Annotated in this window: 15 protein-coding genes; 4 read left to right on the forward strand and 11 right to left on the reverse strand. The window is 61.0% G+C overall.

Features of this window, described 5'->3' with window-relative positions; translation table 11 throughout:
- Positions 1–7 precede the first annotated feature (7 nt).
- Together GUC32_RS06105 and dusC are read left to right on the forward strand one after the other, a co-directional pair.
- Positions 8–967 (forward strand): D-2-hydroxyacid dehydrogenase family protein, encoded by a 960-nt coding sequence (locus tag GUC32_RS06105; protein WP_043136722.1) that lies wholly within the window; start codon positions 8–10, stop codon positions 965–967.
- 84 nt (positions 968–1,051) lie between these two features.
- Positions 1,052–1,984, forward strand: a complete 933-nt coding sequence (gene dusC, locus GUC32_RS06110) for a tRNA dihydrouridine(16) synthase DusC (protein ID WP_127146446.1) — start codon at positions 1,052–1,054, stop codon at positions 1,982–1,984.
- A 41-nt stretch (positions 1,985–2,025) separates the two neighbouring features.
- Here the strand turns inward: dusC and GUC32_RS06115 are convergent, their stop codons facing one another.
- The 8 genes from GUC32_RS06115 to GUC32_RS06150 all read right to left on the reverse strand — a co-directional run bounded on the left by GUC32_RS06115 (position 2,026) and on the right by GUC32_RS06150 (position 11,218).
- Positions 2,026–2,292 (reverse strand): hypothetical protein, encoded by a 267-nt coding sequence (locus GUC32_RS06115; protein ID WP_369435613.1) that lies wholly within the window; start codon positions 2,290–2,292, stop codon positions 2,026–2,028.
- Positions 2,293–2,539: 247 nt separating this feature from the next.
- Positions 2,540–3,586: a ferric ABC transporter ATP-binding protein gene (gene fbpC, locus GUC32_RS06120; RefSeq protein WP_060432622.1), complete on the reverse strand. Its 1,047-nt coding sequence runs from the start codon at positions 3,584–3,586 to the stop codon at positions 2,540–2,542.
- Positions 3,587–3,597: 11 nt separating this feature from the next.
- Positions 3,598–5,676 (reverse strand): iron ABC transporter permease, encoded by a 2,079-nt coding sequence (locus GUC32_RS06125; protein ID WP_141997499.1) that lies wholly within the window; start codon positions 5,674–5,676, stop codon positions 3,598–3,600.
- Positions 5,677–5,743: 67 nt separating this feature from the next.
- A complete protein-coding gene (locus GUC32_RS06130; RefSeq protein ID WP_043136733.1) occupies positions 5,744–6,775 on the reverse strand; it encodes an ABC transporter substrate-binding protein in 1,032 nt (343 codons plus the stop codon).
- On the reverse strand, positions 6,772–8,076 hold the full coding sequence (uhpC, locus tag GUC32_RS06135) for an MFS transporter family glucose-6-phosphate receptor UhpC (protein ID WP_127146444.1): 1,305 nt from the start codon (positions 8,074–8,076) through the stop codon (positions 6,772–6,774). The genes GUC32_RS06130 and uhpC overlap by 4 nt, the downstream gene beginning before the upstream one ends.
- Before the next feature lie 84 nt (positions 8,077–8,160).
- Positions 8,161–9,702 carry an MASE1 domain-containing protein gene (locus GUC32_RS06140; protein ID WP_049203816.1) on the reverse strand — a complete coding sequence of 514 codons (1,542 nt, stop codon included), beginning with the start codon at positions 9,700–9,702 and terminating at the stop codon, positions 8,161–8,163.
- The gene (locus GUC32_RS06145) at positions 9,702–10,331 is read right to left on the reverse strand and encodes a response regulator transcription factor (RefSeq protein ID WP_049203928.1); all 630 of its coding nucleotides are present in this window, start codon (positions 10,329–10,331) and stop codon (positions 9,702–9,704) included. Before GUC32_RS06145 ends, GUC32_RS06140 begins: the two co-directional genes overlap by 1 nt.
- A 122-nt stretch (positions 10,332–10,453) precedes the next feature.
- Positions 10,454–11,218 (reverse strand): arylamine N-acetyltransferase, encoded by a 765-nt coding sequence (locus tag GUC32_RS06150; protein ID WP_369435614.1) that lies wholly within the window; start codon positions 11,216–11,218, stop codon positions 10,454–10,456.
- A 151-nt stretch (positions 11,219–11,369) separates the two neighbouring features.
- On the opposite strand from GUC32_RS06150, the gene GUC32_RS06155 reads away from it, so the two are divergent.
- A complete protein-coding gene (locus tag GUC32_RS06155; protein ID WP_060447604.1) occupies positions 11,370–12,122 on the forward strand; it encodes an SDR family NAD(P)-dependent oxidoreductase in 753 nt (250 codons plus the stop codon).
- A gap of 32 nt (positions 12,123–12,154) precedes the next feature.
- Here the strand turns inward: GUC32_RS06155 and GUC32_RS06160 are convergent, their stop codons facing one another.
- Both GUC32_RS06160 and GUC32_RS06165 read right to left on the reverse strand, forming a co-directional pair.
- A complete protein-coding gene (locus tag GUC32_RS06160; protein WP_369435615.1) occupies positions 12,155–13,975 on the reverse strand; it encodes a hypothetical protein in 1,821 nt (606 codons plus the stop codon).
- Positions 13,976–14,172: 197 nt separating this feature from the next.
- Positions 14,173–15,072: a LysR substrate-binding domain-containing protein gene (locus GUC32_RS06165; RefSeq protein ID WP_197758569.1), complete on the reverse strand. Its 900-nt coding sequence runs from the start codon at positions 15,070–15,072 to the stop codon at positions 14,173–14,175.
- A gap of 116 nt (positions 15,073–15,188) precedes the next feature.
- Between GUC32_RS06165 and GUC32_RS06170 the strand changes: the two genes are divergently transcribed.
- Complete coding sequence (locus tag GUC32_RS06170; RefSeq protein WP_025301944.1) at positions 15,189–15,968, forward strand: 2OG-Fe(II) oxygenase; 780 nt, start codon at positions 15,189–15,191, stop codon at positions 15,966–15,968.
- A gap of 37 nt (positions 15,969–16,005) precedes the next feature.
- Here the strand turns inward: GUC32_RS06170 and ansP are convergent, their stop codons facing one another.
- The gene (gene ansP, locus GUC32_RS06175) at positions 16,006–17,472 is read right to left on the reverse strand and encodes an L-asparagine permease (RefSeq protein WP_025301945.1); all 1,467 of its coding nucleotides are present in this window, start codon (positions 17,470–17,472) and stop codon (positions 16,006–16,008) included.
- Positions 17,473–17,692 lie beyond the last annotated feature (220 nt).

Here is a 17,692-nt window from a genome sequence, read left to right on the forward strand (position 1 = left end):
GACGGAGATGAAATTGAAGTGCGCAATTCTCGATGATTACCAGCAGGTGGCGCTCAAGATGGCGGACTGGTCGGCGCTGGCCGATCGGGTGGAGGTGTCCGCCATCAGCGCGCACTTTACCGATGAGACGGAGCTGGCGGTGCATCTGCAGGAGTGCGACATTCTGGTCATCATGCGCGAACGCACGCCGATGACTGCCTCGCTGCTGGCGCGGCTACCGAAGCTGAAGCTGCTGATCACCTCCGGCATGCGCAACGCTTCTATCGATTTGGCCGCCGCCGCCGAGCGCGGCGTGGTGGTATGCGGCACCAGCAGCGGATCGGCGGCGCCGATGGAGCTGACCTGGGCGCTGCTGCTCGGGTTGGCGAAGCATATCGTGCCGGAAAGCGTCGGGCTGCAAAACAACGGTCCGTGGCAACGGGATCTCGGCGTCACCCTGCAGGGCAAGACGCTGGGGCTGCTGGGGTTGGGCAAGATCGGCGGCCAAATGGCCAAGGTGGCACAGGCGTTCGGCATGAGGGTGCTGGCCTGGAGCCAGAACCTGACGGCGGAACGGGCGGCGCAGGAGGGCGCTTTGCTGGCGCCGTCCAAGCGGGCGCTGTTTGAGCAGAGCGATTTTGTCTCCATTCACTTGGTGCTGAGCGATCGCAGCCGCGGGTTGGTTGGGCGCGACGAATTGATGGCGATGAAGCCCACTGCTTACCTGATCAACACCTCGCGAGCGGGGATCGTCGATCGGGTGGCGCTGGTGGACGTGCTGCAACAGCGGAAGATTGCCGGCGCCGGGCTGGACGTGTTCGAGACGGAACCGCTGCCGGCCGACGATGCATTCCGTCAATTGCCCAACGTGCTGGCGACGCCGCATGTGGGTTACGTGGCGGACGACAACTATCGCGCCTACTTCACCGAGGCGGTCGAGGACATAGCGGCGTTCCTCGCGGGTCAACCGATTCGCCGGCTAGGCTGACGGCATTTTTAATGCCCGCAGAGGCTTGTCTGGCGCGGGCATTCACCCGTATCATTGCGGGTCTTTTTTTAGCTGGGATTGGTCATGCGCGTATTATTGGCTCCGATGGAGGGCGTTCTCGACTCTTTGGTGCGTGAGTTGCTCACCGAAGTGAACGACTACGATCTGTGCATCACCGAATTTTTGCGCGTGGTCGATCAGCTGCTGCCGGCCAAGTCGTTCTACCGGCTGTGCCCGGAGCTGCGTCACGCCAGCCGCACGCCGTCGGGCACGCAGGTGCGGGTACAGCTGCTGGGGCAGTACCCACAGTGGCTGGCGGAGAACGCCGCGCGTGCGGTAGAGCTGGGCTCTTACGGCGTCGATCTCAACTGCGGCTGCCCGTCCAAGCTGGTGAACGGCAGCGGCGGCGGGGCGACGCTGCTCAAAGATCCGGAATTGATCTACCAGGGCGCCAAGGCGATGCGCGCGGCGGTGCCGGCCCATCTGCCGGTCACGGTGAAGGTGCGCCTGGGCTGGGACTCCTCCAACCGCAGCTTTGAAATCGCCGATGCGGTGCAGCAGGCGGGCGCCAGCGAGCTGACGGTGCACGGCCGCACCAAAGAGGACGGCTACAAGGCGGATCGCATCAACTGGGCGGCGATCGGCCAGATCCGTCAGCGGCTGAGCATCCCGGTTGTCGCCAACGGCGAGATCTGGGATTACCAGAGCGCGCAGGATTGCCTGCAGGCGACCGGCTGCGACGCCGTCATGCTGGGGCGCGGCGCGCTCAACGTGCCGAACCTGAGCCGGGTGGTGAAGTATAACGAACCGCGCATGCCCTGGCCGCAGGTGGCTGAGCTGTTGCAAAAATACGTTCATTTGGAAAAGCAGGGCGACACCGGCCTGTATCACGTGGCGCGCATCAAACAGTGGCTGGGCTATTTGCGCAAAGAATATGACGAAGCAACTGAACTGTTCAGCGAAATACGCGCGCTGACGACCTCGGGAGATATTGCGCGCGTCATCTGCCGCAGCTAAAAATAAACCCGCACGCGGCGGGTTTATTTAAATATGTATTATCAGGCGGCTTTATCAAGACGATTTAATTCTATCTCGATATCCTGAATGGTTTTTTCCAGCCCTTCCAGGCAGGCGCCCTGTTTATTCAACAGGTCGTTAATGGCTTCGGCGAATGCCTTATTTTTGCATTCCCCATGATCGAAGGCCAGCCAGTGTGCGGAGAGCGTCTCGGTATTCGCCTGCGCATAGTGGCGCATTTCCTTCAGCTGGGAAGCGACGTTGCGTAAATTATCCAGCTGCGCCTGTGCGTTTGCATTGTTGCTCATGAATTTCTCCTTGAGTTGGCCGTTAAATAATTTCGACTGCGGGATTAAGCTTACCCTATCCAAATAAAAATATCACCCTCGGTGGCCTTATTGGTTATTTTTTAATGAATGCGGATGTATTTATTTCTCGGCTGAACAAGGACTTGGGCGGAATTGTAAAAATAGATAAATACGGTTTTTTTTGGCAGTTATTTTCGGTCATTCCATACGGAATGACCGTTATTCTAACGCTTAAGGGTGATGCTTATTATGCCGCGTCCGCCAGCATAAACATGCCGTAGGGATGAATTTCCAGATAATAGTGCTCGCCGACGTTCGGCTGCAGGCGGGTGGCGTTAACCTGCAGCAAAATCTGCTGCCCGTGCCATGCCACCGTCACCTCATACTGCGGCCCCATGTAGGCGACATGTTGGATCACGCAGCGCTGGCTTTCATCGCCATGCTCACTCAACGTGATCGCCTCCGGTCGCACGCCCACCGTGCCGGCGCCTTCGGCGGCAAAATGCGCGGGGCGCGGCAGGCGGTAGCCGCTGATATCGACATGATCGGCGCTGAAGTTGGCCGGGAACAGGTTAGCGTCCCCCATAAAGCTCGCCATAAAGCGCGACGCCGGCTGCCGATAGAGATCCTGCGGCGAGCCCATCTGCATGATATGGCCCTTGTTCATCACCAGCACGGTGTCGGAGACCGCGAAAGCCTCGCTCTGATCGTGGGTAACGTACAGCGAAGTGATATCAAACTGCTTTTGCAGCTCGCGGATCTTTTCGCGCATGCTGCGGCGCAGGTTGGCGTCGAGATTGCTCAACGGCTCGTCGAACAGCAGCACTTTCGGCTTGAGGATCAGCGCGCGCGCCAGCGCCACGCGCTGCTGTTGGCCGCCGGAGATCTGATCGACATAGCGATCGTCGAACCCCGCCAGATCCACCATCGCCAGCGCTTCCTGCACGCGCGCTTTCACTTCGGCGCGCGGAATGCCGAGCATCTTCAGCCCATAGCCGACGTTCTCCCCCAGCGACATATGCGGGAACAGGGCATAAGACTGAAACACCATGCAGATGTCACGCTGCTGGATGGAACGATGGGTAACGTCTTCACCATCAATGAATATCTGCCCGTCGCTCGGTTTCTCCAGCCCGGCGACCAGGCGCAAAATGGTGGTCTTGCCGCAGCCGGAAGGGCCGAGCAGCGTCACCATTTGCCCCCGTGGGATGGTGAGCGTGATGTTATCGATTACCGTGTTGCTGCCGAACCGTTTGGAGACGTTACGCAGTTCAACGAAATTTTTCTGGCTCATCATGGGCTCCATTACGCCTGGTTTTTGGCTTTTGAACGGGAGATGCGTGCCTCACCGATCAGCCAGTCAAAGAGGAAAATAATCGCCAGCATCACCACGATCAGAATTGAACCGTAGGCGATCGCCACGCCGTATTCGCCGTCTTCCACGCGGTTGAGGATGTAGGCGGTGGCCACGCGGGTATCGGGGGTGACCAGGAAGACGATGGCGCTGACGGTAGTGATGGCGCGCACGAAGCTGTAGATCAGCGCCGACAGGATCGCCGGGCGCAGCAGCGGCAGCAGGATGTGCGTGATGGTGCGCAGCGAGCCGGCGCGCAGGCTGAGCGAGGCTTCGTCCAGCGATTTATCTATCTGGCCCAGCCCGGCGATCCCGGCGCGAATGCCTACCGGCACGTTGCGCATCACCATCGAGATAATCACGATGGCGGCCGTCCCGGTGAGGTACACCGGCGCGCTGTTGAAGGCGAGAATGTAAGAGACGCCCGCCACGGTGCCCGGCACCGCAAAGCACAGCATGGTGGTGAATTCGATGGTCTTTTTGCCCTTGAACTGCTGACGCACCACGATCCAGGCGATCAGCAGGCCGAACGCGGCGGTGATCGGCGCGGCGATCCCGGCGTACAGCAGCGTGTCGAGCAGCGAAGGCCACGCGCCGTCGCTCATGCCCTGGCCGAACAGCTTGATGAAGTTATCCAGCGTCAGCGTGTAGTCCACTCCCCAGTTGACGGTGAAGCTGCCGTAGAAAATGCTGCCGTAAAGCAGGGCATTAAAGGCTACCCACACCGCCAGCAGCGCGATCACGCCCCATACCAGCGTGACCGGCAGCGGCTGTACGTCGCCGCGGTAGGATTTGCCGGACACGGTGACGTAGGAACGCTTGCCGATCCACAGGTACTGGATGCAGAACACCAGCAGCGAGAACAGCAGCAGGAAGGCGCCGAGGGTGCTGGCGGCCTGATAGTCGAGCTGCGAGCCGGTGATGTAGAAATAGATTTGCGTCGCCAGCACGTCGAAGTTGCCGCCGAGCACCAGCGGGTTGCTGAAGTCGGCCAGCGATTGCACCACCACGATCAGAAACGCGTTGGCCAGCGCCGGTTTCAGCAGCGGCACGAACACGCCGTTAAAGGTTTGCCAACGGCTGGCGCGCAGGGTGTAAGAGGCCTCTTCCAGCGAAGGATGAATGGTCTTGATCGCGCCGTCGAGGATCATGAACGCCATCGGCGTGAATGCCAGCACCTGCGCCAGCCAGATGCCGGTAAAGCCGTACAGCCAGTTGGTGTTGGTCAGGCCGAACCAGGCCACCATCCACTCGGTGACGTAGCCGGAACGCCCCATCATCAGCGTGACGCCCAGGCCGACGACGAACGGCGGCGTGACGATGGGCAGGATGGAGAAGATGCGGCCGATAATGGCGCTGCGCTTGGCGATGCGGGTGGTGTAAATCGCCAGCACCAGGCCGAAGAAGGTGCAGCCGGCGCCCACCGCGATCGACAGGGCGATGGAGTTGAGGATCACCTGAACGATATGCGCCTGCGACAGCACGTTCATAAACGCCAGCGGCGCGAATGCCCCCGTCTGGTCGGTGAACATCGGAATGAAAATCGCGATGCTCGGCCAGACGATGAAGACGCCGATCAGCGCCACGATGGTGACCAGCGCACCGATAACGAAACGGTCGCCGCCCAGCCAGTCGAGGCGGGTCAGCGCCAGCGTCATGATGGCGCCCAGCGAGGTCAATTGCACCAGGGGGGCGTAGCCTAAACCGCGTCCTGCCACCGTGGCGCTGACGACGATAAAGGCCATGCACAGCAGTGCCCAGCCGGCATCGAACGCGTGGCGGCGCCGCTGCTCACGGCCCGCCGCAGCGTAAGGACGCAGCAGCAGCAGGCTCGGCAGCAGGCACCAAAGCCAGCTGATATTGCGGTGTGACCAGCCGTAGGCCGCGAGGATTTCATCGCCGGTGGACTCCAGCAGGCCGTAATCCAGGCTCCAGCTCGGCAGCAGGGCGAACGCCAGCCAGCCAAGCAAAACCCAAAGGAATATTGCATCTCGTTTTTTCACGAGATGGAGTGCATGTGTATGTGACATAAGTTTCCCGGATGTTCAGGCCGGGTAAGGCGTGAAGCTTACCCGGCAACAGGCGCAGAATGTGGGTTTATTTACCCATCTTGACTTCGCTGACCCATTTATTGATCAGCGCCTTGCGGACCTCGGTCGAGCCGTACTTGTCCATGTCGTAGTTGATCAGTTTCAGATCGTCGAGCTTCAGCGAGTTCGGCGAGGTATCGGCGGTGGTGTTGGTCAGGATCTGATAGGATTTGCCTTTCTTCCACGCCAGCTCCTGCGCCTCTTTCGACAGCACCCAGTCCACGAACAGTTTGGCGTTATCGAGGTTGCGCGCGCCTTTGAGGATGCTGACGCCGCCGATTTCGTAGCCGGTGCCTTCACACGGCGAGATCAGCTCAAGCGGCGCGCCCTGTTCTTTTTCGAGCGAGTAGTCATGCAGGAAACCGATGCCGATCGCCGTTTCGCCGCGGGCGGCGTTGCGCGCCGGGGCAATGCCGGACTTGGTGTACTGCGAAACGTTGGCGTTCAGCTGCTTGAGGTAATCGAACGCCTGATCGTCTCCCCACAGTTGGGCAAAGGTCGCCAGCGCGGTGTAGGCGGTGCCTGAACTTTGCGGATCGGCGATTTGAATCTCGCCTTTGTATTCCGGTTTGGTCAGGTCTTTCCAGCACTTGGGCACCGGCAGGTTTTTCTCTTTCAGGCGCTGGGTATTGACGCCAAAGCCGAGAATGCCGACGTAGACCGCCGAGGAGTAGTTGCCTTTCAGCTTGGCTGGATCGCGGAATTGCGTCATGACTTGTTCGAGGTTGGGCGATTTGTACGGTTGCAGCAGCCCCATTTCACCGGCCTGGGATTGCGGATCGAGCGTGCCGCCGTACCAGACGTCCGCCTGCGGGTTCTTCTTCTCGGCGTCCACTTTTGCCAGCGTGCTGCCGGAACCGTTGCGGATAAACGCGGTTTTCACGTCATATTTCTCGCCGAAGGCTTTGGTTTCCGCTTCGCACATTTCATTGGTGGCGCTGCAGTAAACCACCAGGCGGCCCTTGGCGTGCGCGGCGCCGCTCAGCGTGGCCAGCGCGATGCCGGATGCTATCAGGGTAGTGACCCACGTTTTTTTCATTGTTTTATCCTTCTCTCGGTAGAGGTGGTAACGCTCGCCATCAGCAGCGGCATCAGCAATAAACCCATAAGAACGGCGGCGATCGACAGCAAACTGAACATGCCTGACCAGCCATAGCCTTCGATAACCCGCGACAGCGGCCAGCCCGCCAGCGCCGCCCCCAGATAGGCGAACAGGCCGAGAAAGCCGGTGATGGAGCCCGCGGCGCCTTTGTGCCCGCATTCCACGGCGGCGAGGCCAATCAGCATCTGTGGGCCGAAGACAAAGAAGCCCACCGCGAAAAAACAGCCCGCCAGCAGCGCGTAGTGATGCACCGGCGCCAGCCACAGCGCGGCGACGGAAACCATCAGCCCGAGCGTGAACAGCAAAATCATTGGCGCGCGCTGCCCGCCGAACAGCACATCCGAACCCCAGCCGGCGAACAGCGCGCCGAGCAGGCCGCCTATCTCGAACAGCATCACCGTCGCATTGGCGCTGAGCAGGTTGACGCCGTGGCTTTCCGTCAGCCACAGGTTGCCCCAGTCGTTCAACGCGATGCGGATCAGGTAGACCAGCACGTAAGAGACGCCGAGCAGCCAGATCATCGGGTTCTTCAGCATCGTGGTGCGCAACATCTGCCACAGCCCCATCGGCGGGCTTTGCTGTTCCTGGCGCAGCTCCAGCGGATCGTGGCGCCACTGGCCGACCGACGGCAGGCCTTCTTCCTGCGGCGTGCCTGTCAGCTGCCGCGTGAGCCAGATGCCCAGCACCATGCTGACGACCCCCGGGATCAACATCGCCGCCTGCCAGCCCCAGCGCTGGGCGGCGAAGGCGCTGATCAACGGCACGATCGCGCCGCCGAGGTTGATCGACATATTCCAGCAGCCCCACCAGAAGCCGCGCTCATTGCGCGAATACCAGTGGGTCAGCAGCCGCGCGCAGGGCGGCCAGCCCCAGCCCTGAAAGAAGCCGTTCAGCGCCCAGACCGCCAGCAGCAGCGTCAGCGATTCGCCGAAGGCGAACGCCACGTTCAGCAAACCGGTGGCGAACAGGCCGATCCCCATAAACCCGCGCTGCCCATGGCCGTCGTGCCACAACCCGGCGGCGAATTTCGACAGGCCGTAGCTCAGATAAAACAGCGAGCCGAGCAGGCCAATGTCCCCTTTATCCAGCCCCAAATCCGTTTGCAGCGCCGGCAGCACGTAATTCACGCTTTTGCGCGTCAGGTAAAAGGCGGCGTACCCGATGACCATATACAGCAGCAGTCGCGGGCGCAGCGCGCGGTAACGATGATCGATTTCAGATGCCGAGCGTGCTTGCATAGCCGCCTCCCTGGTGCTGACTATAAGAAGGTGAAAGGGAAAGGGGATGAGAGAAAGTCCGGAGTGGCTAAGACTTTTTCCTAGTTAGTCGGCGGTTTGTTGCAAATTTGTGGGCAGGTTAACAATTACCCGGGTGCCGCGCTGCGTTTCCAGCGTCAGTTCGCCGCCGAGTGCGCTGACCCGTTCGCGCATCCCCTGAATGCCGAAGCCAGGCACCTTGTCCGCACGGATGCCGATGCCGTTGTCCCGCACCTCGAGGTGCAAAAGCTCACCCTGTTGATACAAGACGATGGCGACTTCGCTGGCTTCGGCGTGTTTGCACACGTTGTTGAGCAGCTCTTGCAGCAGCCGGTAGAGGGTGAAGCGCACCGTCTCGCCGGCGGGCGTGTCGATGAGTCGGTAGTCGAAATGGCAACGGATGCCCCGTTCGCTAAAGGCGAATTCATTCAGCAGGTGGTGAAGCGCGTCTTTGAACGCCAGCTCGTCCAGCGCGGGCGGGCGAAGCTGGCGCAGCAGCTGGCGCGTGGAGTGATGAATGCGCCGGGCGAGATCGGCTATCTGGTTCGCGGCGGCCTGGGTTTGCGCCGGATCGCGCGCCCGCTTGACCAGCTGCGACTGGATTTGAATCGCGGTGATGTTCTGGCCGATTTCATCGTGCAGCTCGCGCGCCAGGTTTTTTCGCGTGTCTTCTTCGGTGTGGATCAGTTTTTCGGTCAGCGCCCGCCGCGCCGCCAGCTCTTCTTCCAGGCGTCGGCGATAATGGTGCAGGTTTTGCGCCAGGTGTTGCTGGCGGCTGATGGCGATGCCCAGGCCGATGCCGAGCAGCGCCTGCGTCGCCAGAAAGATTTCCAGCTCGACCAGATTGCCGAACCCCACGCCGACCTGCCGGGCGAGGGTGATCATCATGCTGCCGAGCAGGCCGGACAACACGCCGCCCTGCCAACCGAACTTCCACGCCATCACCACGTTCGGCAAAAACACCACGATCAGCAGCAGGCGCTCGATTTCCGGCGACAGCACCATCTGCGTACCGATGCCGATAACGAAAAACAGGCTGCACCAGATGATTAAGGACGCGCGCAGCGGCGGGTTGGTGGTGTCCAGCCCCAGCAGGTGGTAACGGTGCTGTTGGCGCAGAAATTCAAAGATCAGGTAGACGAACGGGGTCAGCAAAACGCCGCCGGTAAACGACGCCAGGCCGAGCAACATCGCCGGGCTGTGCGCGAAAGGCGACAGCAGAGCGGTATTGAGCAGCGAGGCGGCGGTCACGGTAGCCAGCAGCAGCGTCAGCCGCTGCCAGTAGAGCGGAAAACGGCGCCAGAATCGCTGCGCGAGCGCGGCCGGGAGCAGGGTGATGAACGGCGCGGCCAGCAGGCCGTAGCCGCTCAGCAGGCGTTCGCCGTGCAGCCAGAACAGCAGCAGCACCGGCGGTATTATCAGAGCGGGCCAATAGCGGCGCGCCAGCAAGATCAGCAGCGCGAGATAGACGCCGTGAGACAGAAACAGCGCTGCCTGATTGCCGTTGTGGGTCAGATAGAAGCCGAGCGTCCACAGCATCAGCCAGCCACTGCCCCAGGCCAACAGGATAAACAGCGAGATAACCCAGCGCCGTGAGCGGAGTGACATCAATGCCCCGCCAGCAGCTGATGTTCGAGGGCGAAATGCACCAGCTCAATGGTGCTGTTGCACTGCAGCTTGCCCAGGACGTTGGCGCGATGTACGTGTACCGTTTTATGGCTGAGATCGAGCTTGAAAGCGATCTCCTTTACGCTGTCACCTCTGACCAGCAGATCGAATATTTCACGCTCGCGCGGGGTCAGCACTTCCAGCGCCGTGGCCGGCTGCTCGCCGCCGCGCAGCGCCCGCAGCGCGTCGGCGCACAGGTAATGGCCGCCCATCTCGACGGAGCGCACCGCCTGCACCAGTTCTTCCGGCCCGCAGCGTTTGGTCAGATAGCCGCTGGCGCCGGCGTCCAGCGCGCTCTGCACGAAGGTGGGGGAGTCATAGATGCTGAGGATGATTGCGCGGAACTGCGGCTTCTGCGCCCGCAGGCGTTTCAACAGGCTCAGGCCGTTTTCATCCGGCATGGCGATGTCCATCACCGCGACGCTGACGTCGTCGCGCAGCAATGCCGGCCAGGCCGCCGCCGCGCTGCTGTATTGCCCCACCACGTCGATATCGTCCTCGAGGCTGAGCAATTGCGCAAAGCCGGAGCGCACCACCACATGGTCATCCACCAGTATCACACGGATCATTTTCGCACTCTGTTGCCGAATCATGACCCTATGATGCCTGCCGCCGCGGTGCTGGCAATCAGCCAAGCGCGGTTATGCAATCGATGTAACAGAATCGTAATAAAAGGGCGCCACCGGCGTCGTCAACGATCCAAATCGATGGCGAAATGCTGCCACAGCGCGGCGCGGCGTTCCTCTTCCGAATGCAGCGTCGTTTCGTGGCGCTGGTGATCTTCGGTCACGATCAGCTTCATGTCGCTGAGGGTCACCCGGCCGTGCTCCGTCGGCCGTGAGCACACCAGGCGTTGGGTGAAATGCGACTGCGGCGAGGTGCTGTGGAAGTGGCACATCTCGTCGAATTCAGGCAATTCGCTCGGCTGAACGGTAAAGCGATACAGGGTTTTGGCATGCGAGCGTTGGTCGCCGTTGCGGCGCTCCAGCAGGTAATACTCGCCTTCCTGCTCCAGGTGGAAAGTGCCGCTGGCCTGCGGTTGCGGCTCGGCAACGACGATTTTGAGCGGCGTCAGGAAGGAATCGCCGAAACCGACGTCCACCAGCCAGGCCTGGCCCGCCAGATCCACCCGCAGCGCCAGATGGTCGTAGGGCGGGCCGAAATGGCCGTCGCGCGCGCGGATCTCGCCGGAGATGAAGCTCACCTTGAAACCGATCTCCCGCAGCAGCAGGGCAAACAGCGTGTTCAGCTCATAACAGAAACCGCCGCGGTTACGCTCGACCACCTTGCTGAACAGTGCCTCCGGCGTCAGCTGAATACCCTGATGATAAATAATGCTCAGGTTCTCGAACGGTACGCTCAGCATGTGGCGATGGTGCAGCTGTTGCAACGTGGGGAGGTCAGGGCGGGCGGTGCCGGCAAAGCCGATATGCTGCAGGTAGCGTTGGGTATCCACAGGGTGTCTCGCATGAGAAAAAGTAGGCATAAAATAGCGGGCTTTGCGGCGTTTGTGAGCGCATTACGTGCTGCGCTGTCGCTGCTGCCGCAAACTGTCACTTGCCGGCGCTAGCCTGTTCCCCTGAGTTCAACGTTGCAGGAGAACGGCTATGCAAGATTTCAAACATCGGGTGGCGCTGGTGACCGGCGCGTCCACCGGCATTGGCGAAGCGATCGCCGGCGAGCTGTTTCGGCGCGGCGCCACGGTGGTGATGACCGGCCGCCACGCAGTGCCTCTCGCCGCCGCCGCCGCGCGGCTCGATCCCGACGGCCGACGGGTGATGACGTTGCGGATGGACGTGCGCGATGCGCCGTCGGTGCGGCAGGGTATTGAAGAGATCGTGCGGCGCTGCGGCGCGCTGCATCTGCTGGTCAACAACGCCGGGATCACCGGCCCGCACGAGGTGGATATCGATCGGTACGCGGTCGACGATTGGCATGAGGTGATCGCCACCTGCCTGAGCGGCACGTTTTTCGGCATGAAGTACGGCCTGCCGGCGATCGTCGCCGGCGGCGGCGGGGCGGTGGTGAACCTCTCTTCCGCCAACGGCGTGGTGGGCATTGCCGGGATCGCACCTTATACCGCCGCCAAGCATGGCGTGCTGGGCCTGACGCGCTCGGCGGCGCTGGAATTCGCCACGCGCGGCGTGCGCGTTAATGCCGTCGGGCCGGGCTATGTGGATACGCCAGCGATGGGGAAACTGCCAGCGTCGGCGCGGGCGCAGATGGCCGCTTCGCACCCGATGGGGAGGATGGCGACGCGGGAAGAGGTGGCGAAAACGGTGGCTTTCCTGCTTTCGGACGACAGCAGTTTCACCACCGGCGCGTTTTACAGCATCGACGGCGGTTATACCGCGCGTTAATGGCAAACAGGCCCCTGACGGGGCCCGTTCGGTTACCAGGATTTACGCGGGTTGCGGGAGACGATGTCGATCTTTTGACACAACAGTTGGGTGATGTCCACCGAGGTGGGCTGAGCGGCGCTGCCGACAAAGTTTTTCAGCACGATGGCGATGCGGGCATAATTGACATAGCCCTCAGGCAACGGCAAATATTCCGACGAGTTAAGCGCAGTGATGCGATCCGAGGTCATCGTTGCCGAAGCGGCCGGCGTTACCGTGCCGGTGCGCCCCCACTGGCAAGCTTTTTCAAGTAGGGTAGTGACGCCGGCATCGCCATTCAGGATATACTTGCCTTGGTAAGTGCCGATGGTGACATCAAGGCTGCTCTGGCCTTTCAGGTTTGCCAGCGTGGCGCGCCACAGTACCAGATCGTTTTTCGCGATTGGGAAGTAGATCTCGACGCGTTTGTCCGTTGTCGTCGCCGTTTTGGTGGTGGCGGTCAGCACGCCGTTTTGCAGCGTCACCGCCAGATCGGCGGTCTCCGTTTGCGAGAGGCGTGCGCCGCCGAAGGCATAGACGTTATTCAATGCCAGCGCGCCGCTCTCTTTCCAGCTCGGCTCCGGCAGATGGTTGACGCCATCGCCCAGATAGAGCAGGCGCCACATGTTGATGTAGCCGGGCGCGACGATCTTTTTCATCTCAATATGGTTGTTGGACCAGCCTTTTTTAATGTCGGCGTTCACCAGATCGAAACCGTCGATATAACATTTTCCGCTCAGATCGCTGGACTTATCGAAGAAGAAATACTCGACGTATTGGTAGGGCACGTTGCTGCCGGCATCGGTGTTGTTGGTCATCACGCTGTGCCATTGGCTGTCTTTGATTTTTACCGTACCGCCGTTGTTGCTGGTAAAGACCGGCCGGTAGTTGCGGCAATTGGCGTTGCCCCATTCGAAGTGGCAATTTTTGAAGTCCAGCGTGCCGCCCTTAAGGTCGAACAAACCATAGTCGGTATTGGCCAACTGTTCGGTTTCATTGCTAAAGCCGCTGTAGTCGAATGAACAATCGCGGAAGGCCAAGGCATGCACCCCCTGATAATAGTTTCTGCTGTCGCCGAACAGGCATTTGTAGAAGACGATTTTTTCGCCGGCGTTAGCGGTGGTTTCAGACCAGATCGGCCAGAAGCAGCCGCGCACCATGATGCTATGCCAGCTCTGAATATAGGCGTTATTGCCAAAGACGATGCCTTTATACAGGTTGGTCAGCCAGACGTTTTGCACCAGCAGTTGGCAGGCCGGCAGGCCGTGCATGTTTGAGGCATCGCTGTAGACGCACAGGCCGCGCAGGTTGGCCGCCGCGCCAGGGGCACCCACGATGCGCAGGTTATAAATCGCCGGCGCTCCCAGCGAATATTGCACGCGTACGCACTCGATGTTGGTGGCGCCGCTGAAGTCCAGAATGGTGCCCTTAAAATCGACGGCGTTTTTCCACAGCTTCAGGTTCGCGGTGGTTTTACAAGAGCGAACGCCGCCGGGGCCAACCAGAGTAATCCCCGCCGGGGTCGTTGGGATAGGCAACTGCCACCACTCTTCGCCTTTGACCTGCAAGAAGTTGCACGCGCGGGTAATGGTCAGCGAGTAATCCAGTTCATCGCCCGGCAGGTGCCACCAATCGATGCTGTAATCGCCGTCATTGATGATGCGCTTCCAGCGGCGGTTTTGCGCGTCGACGAGCAGGGTGACGCCGTTGTCCTGGCTGGTGGTATCCGTATCGTCTCGGGTAAATACGCCGTGATGGTAGCGGTTTTCGAGCATCACCGCGGTTTCGCTACCGGCATAGCTGCGCAGGTTGGCGTAATCATTTAATGAAATCATGGAATAGCCCTCGTTTTGGACAATAAGAGGCCGATGCAATATGGCGATTGCAGGGGCGGCGGCATAGGGAAATGACATTGTGGCCGAAGGGCGAATCGGTTCGCGATCCCGGTCGGCAGAGATAAATTAACAGGCTGAGGTGAGAGGCTTAAGCGTTCAGGGTTGTGCCTGACGCCAGCAAACATCGCCGCCGGGGTTCAGGTTTGGTCTGTAGATACGAGGGTTTGCAACCAGGCCAGAAACGCCGCTGCGCCGGGTTTTTCCAGCGTGCGCGGTGGGTAAACTACGTAGTAGGGTTTGCTGAGCCGCAGCGCCGGTTCGGCCAGGGTGACCAGCTGGCCTTCCGCCAGTTCACGGGCGATCAGCCGCCGCTGGCCGAGCAGCACCCCGCGCCCTTGCACGGCGGCGTCGATGGCCAGCGAGGTCAGGTTATAGGTTAGCCCGCGCCGCGGCGGCGGCGGCCGATCGGCGGCGGTGAACCACTCGTGCCAGCCCGGCAAAAACTGGCTCTCCTTGCCCCAGTCGACGTGGATCAGCGGCAGCTGCGTCCAGTCGCCGCACTCGCGCAGCGCCGGGCTGCACACCGGCTGCACCCAATCCTGAAACAGCTGCACCTTTTCCAGCAGCGGGTAATCCTGAGCGCCGAAGCACAGGGCGAAATCCGCCGCCGAATGGGCGAAATCGACCGCCGCATGGGTGGCGTGCAGCCGCAAATCGCCGTCGGGGCACTGCGCCAGCCAGTCGCCCAGCGCCGGATTCAGCCATTTAGACGCCAGCGCCGGCAGGGCGAACACCGTCAGCGCCTGTTTGCCGCGCTGGCGTTCGACGTGCTGCTGCGCCACGCGCAGCGTTTCGAACGCCTCCTGCACGTAGGCCAGGTAGTCCGCGCCCTGTTCGGTCAGCGTGACGCCGCTTTTGGCGCGAATGAACAGCGTGATGCCCAGATGCTGTTCGAGCTGGCGGATTTGCTGGCTGACGGCGGCGGCGGTCAGCGCCAGCACATCCGCCGCACGGGCCAGGCTGCCGGTGCGAGCGGCGGTTTCGAACGCCAGAATGGCGCTCAGCTTGGGCAGGCGAGCACGGGACGGTGGCGGCATGGGCAGGACTATCGCTAAGAATTCGTTAGCTTATCCATAACGTATTTTTGTTATGGCGGCAATGCGCCATTCGCTACAGTGAGAAGCATCCGGCTATCGCACACGAGGGGAACGTCATGCCGCAACTTGCCGATATTATCGATCTGTCCGCCCATCCCATCGACGACGCCGCATTCCGCGCCCGTTGCAGGCAAACGCTGGCGCGCGCCGGCGCGCTGGTGCTGCCGGGATTTCTGCGCCCCGCCGCGCTGGCGACGGTAAGGCTGGAAGGTGCCGAACAGCACCACGCGGCGTTTTACGCCAGCAGCAAACACAACGTGTATCTACGGCCGCAGGACGACGCGCTGCCGGCCGACCATGCGCGCAACCGGCTGGTGGTGTCATCCAAGGGCTGCATTACCGACGAGGATATCCCATCGCAGTCGCCGCTGCGTGCGCTGTACGATGCTCCGGCGTTTCGCGAGTTTCTCTGCGCGGTGTTGGATGAGGCGCAGCTGTATCCCTACGCCGATCGGCTGTCGTCGATCAACCTGCATTACGCCCACACCGGTCAGGAACTGGGCTGGCATTTTGACAACTCCTCGTTCGCCATCACGCTGCTGATCCAGAAACCGCAGGGGGGCGGCCGTTTCGAATACGTGGAGAACCTGCGCGACGCCGACCGCGGCGAGATGAACTATGCCGGGGTCACGCAGGTGCTGGACGGTGAGCGGGCGGTCAAACAGCTGGCGATGGAGGAGGGGGATTTAGTGCTGTTTCGCGGGCGCAACGCCATGCACCGGGTGACGCCGACCGAAGGCGACACCACGCGCATGCTGGTGGTGCTGGCCTACAATGCGCAGCCGGATGTCATGCTGTCGGAAAGCGCCAGAATGACGTTTTACGGCCGGTTATAGCGGATAAAAAAACCGCCCCGGAGGGCGGTTTGTCGATTCAGTGCGGGTTCTGCTCTTCGTGAGCCTGCTGCTCCCGCTTCACTTCCTGCGCGCGCTTGCGCAGGCCGAACCAGCCCAGCGTCAGCAGCACCGCCAGCACCGGAATGGTGGCGATGGTCCAGGTGCCGTTCGGATAATCGAACGCCATCATCACCACGACGACCAGCAGGAACGCCAGCGTCAGCCAGGAGGTGAACGGCGCGCCCGGCATTCTGAACGATACCGGCTGCGCACGGCCTTCGCGCACGGCTTTGCGCAGGCGCATCTGGCAAACGATGATAAACGCCCAGGAGGCGATGATGCCCAGCGAAGCGATGTTTAGCACGATCTCGAAAACCCGCGACGGCACCAGGTAGTTGAGCACCACGCCGATCACGTAGATGCCGCAGGTAACCAGGATGCCGGCGTAAGGCACCTGCTGGCTGCTCATTTTAGCCATCAGCTTCGGCGCGGAGCCGCCCATCGCCAGTGAACGTAGGATGCGGCCGGTGGAATAGAGGCCGGAGTTGAGGCTGGACAGCGCGGCGGTCAACACCACGATGTTCATGATGGTGCCGATGTAAGGCACGCCCAGCTTGCTGAAGAAGGTCACGAACGGGCTTTGGCCGGCCTGATAGGCGTTCCACGGCAGCAGCAGCACCAGCAGCACCACGGAGCCGACGTAGAACAGACCGATACGCCAGATCACGCTGTTGATCGCTTTGGGCATCATTTTAGCCGGATCTTTACACTCGCCGGCGGCGGTGCCGATAAGCTCGATGCCGGCGAAGGCGAAGATCACCCCTTGCACCAGCACCAGCGCCGGCAGCAGGCCGTGCGGGAACATGCCGCCGTTTTCGGTGATCAGGTGCATGCCGGTGGTGTGGCCGGCGACCGGGGTGCCGGTGCCGAGGAAGACGACGCCGACAATCAGGAACAGCGCGATAGCGACGACCTTGATCAGCGCGAACCAGAACTCCATCTCGGCGAACCACTTCACGCCGATCATGTTCATGGTGGCGACGATGCCGAGCGCGCCGAGGGCAAACAGCCACTGCGGCACGTCGGCAAAGGTGCCCCAGTAGTGCATATATAGCGCCACCGCGGTGATGTCGACGATGCCGGTCATCGCCCAGTTGAGGAAATACATCCAGCCGGCGACGTAAGAGGCTTTCTCACCGAGAAACTCGCGGGCGTAAGAAACGAAGCTGCCGCTGGAAGGGCGATGCAGCACCAGTTCGCCCAGCGCGCGCAGGATGAAGAAAGAGAAAATCCCGCACACCAGGTAGACCAGCGCCAGCGCCGGCCCGGCCAACTCGAGACGGCCGCCGGTACCGAGGAACAAGCCGGTACCGATGGAGCCACCGATGGCGATCATTTGGATTTGCCGGTTGCCCATGCTTTTGTGATAACCGGATTCATGAGAGTCTAGCCAGCGTCTTCTGGCGGCGTGTTTGTCATCCGCCGACTTTTTTTGTGAGTGCATTATCCGTCCTGTTTACCTGTCTATGATGAACTCCGCTCTGAGCTGCAGAGCAAACGATTGCCATTAACAATCGTAATGAGAATGAGGTCGTGGCATCATTCCGCTGTTTATTGTGTATACAGCCGCCATTAAATAACGGCGTGGCATGCTACCGTTTCCCGATAAATGTGGCAAAAAAACCTGCGTACAAAGTGTGAACAATGGTGTGTATTTTTTAAAC

Origin of the sequence: Serratia sp. NGAS9 (assembly GCF_009905295.1) — a bacterium.
Classification (GTDB): domain Bacteria; phylum Pseudomonadota; class Gammaproteobacteria; order Enterobacterales; family Enterobacteriaceae; genus Serratia; species Serratia bockelmannii.

Excerpts from the sequence above, each read along its gene's own strand:
- GUC32_RS06105 (WP_043136722.1), top strand. The coding sequence starts at position 8 with ATGAAATTGAAGTGCGCAATTCTCGATGATTACCAGCAGGTGGCGCTC.
- dusC (WP_127146446.1), top strand. The coding sequence starts at position 1,052 with ATGCGCGTATTATTGGCTCCGATGGAGGGCGTTCTCGACTCTTTGGTG.
- GUC32_RS06115 (WP_369435613.1), bottom strand. The coding sequence starts at position 2,292 with ATGAGCAACAATGCAAACGCACAGGCGCAGCTGGATAATTTACGCAAC.
- fbpC (WP_060432622.1), bottom strand. The coding sequence starts at position 3,586 with ATGAGCCAGAAAAATTTCGTTGAACTGCGTAACGTCTCCAAACGGTTC.
- GUC32_RS06125 (WP_141997499.1), bottom strand. The coding sequence starts at position 5,676 with ATGTCACATACACATGCACTCCATCTCGTGAAAAAACGAGATGCAATA.
- GUC32_RS06130 (WP_043136733.1), bottom strand. The coding sequence starts at position 6,775 with ATGAAAAAAACGTGGGTCACTACCCTGATAGCATCCGGCATCGCGCTG.
- uhpC (WP_127146444.1), bottom strand. The coding sequence starts at position 8,076 with ATGCAAGCACGCTCGGCATCTGAAATCGATCATCGTTACCGCGCGCTG.
- GUC32_RS06140 (WP_049203816.1), bottom strand. The coding sequence starts at position 9,702 with ATGTCACTCCGCTCACGGCGCTGGGTTATCTCGCTGTTTATCCTGTTG.
- GUC32_RS06145 (WP_049203928.1), bottom strand. The coding sequence starts at position 10,331 with ATGATCCGTGTGATACTGGTGGATGACCATGTGGTGGTGCGCTCCGGC.
- GUC32_RS06155 (WP_060447604.1), top strand. The coding sequence starts at position 11,370 with ATGCAAGATTTCAAACATCGGGTGGCGCTGGTGACCGGCGCGTCCACC.
- GUC32_RS06160 (WP_369435615.1), bottom strand. The coding sequence starts at position 13,975 with ATGATTTCATTAAATGATTACGCCAACCTGCGCAGCTATGCCGGTAGC.
- GUC32_RS06165 (WP_197758569.1), bottom strand. The coding sequence starts at position 15,072 with ATGCCGCCACCGTCCCGTGCTCGCCTGCCCAAGCTGAGCGCCATTCTG.
- GUC32_RS06170 (WP_025301944.1), top strand. The coding sequence starts at position 15,189 with ATGCCGCAACTTGCCGATATTATCGATCTGTCCGCCCATCCCATCGAC.
- ansP (WP_025301945.1), bottom strand. The coding sequence starts at position 17,472 with ATGCACTCACAAAAAAAGTCGGCGGATGACAAACACGCCGCCAGAAGA.